At 58.9% G+C, this 584-nt stretch carries 1 protein-coding gene; it reads right to left on the bottom strand.

Annotation, left to right across the window (positions count from 1 at the left end; all coding sequences use genetic code 11):
• Nucleotides 1-584, bottom strand: a 584-nt coding sequence (locus HX884_RS26730; RefSeq protein ID WP_256737212.1) for an Ig-like domain-containing protein, incomplete at both ends; no start/stop codon positions are given.

Below are 584 nucleotides of genomic sequence, written 5' to 3' on the forward strand. Positions count from 1 at the left end.
TCGTTTCCGGCCGGGTCTTTGGAAATCACGGTCAGGCTGTGATCGCCATCGGCCAGATCCTGTTCAGGGGTAAAGGTCCAGTTGCCATCCGGATCCACCACGGTGGAGCCCAGTACATCGTCGCCATCCATGATGGTCACGGTGCTGCCTGGCTTACCTTTACCGCTCAGTTCAGGGCGGACATCATCGGTCACGGTGCCTGGCTTCAGGTTGCCCACGATCGGTCCCTGGTCATCCACCACTTCACCCACGGTAACCTGGTTTGGATCCGGATCGACGGTGAAGGAGATCCCCGGAGACGGCTCACTGGTGTTGCCTGACGGATCGGTCACGGTGGTGGTGATCTCATGATCGCCTTTAGCCAGAGGCGTGTCTGGCGTGTAGGACCATTTACCTTCGTCATCAACGATGACGGAACCGATCTTCTCGTCGTTATCATAGATGTCCACCACGCTGCCCGGCTCAGCTTCGCCGCTCAGGGTCGGGGACTGATCGTCGGTGGTGTCGCCTGGACCTACCGGCCCCTGCTTGTCGCCCACGTTATCATTGATAACGATATTTTCTGCCGGAGACGGTGCCGCAGT

The organism is Enterobacter sp. SECR19-1250 (genome assembly GCF_013391025.1).
GTDB lineage: Bacteria > Pseudomonadota > Gammaproteobacteria > Enterobacterales > Enterobacteriaceae > Enterobacter > Enterobacter cloacae.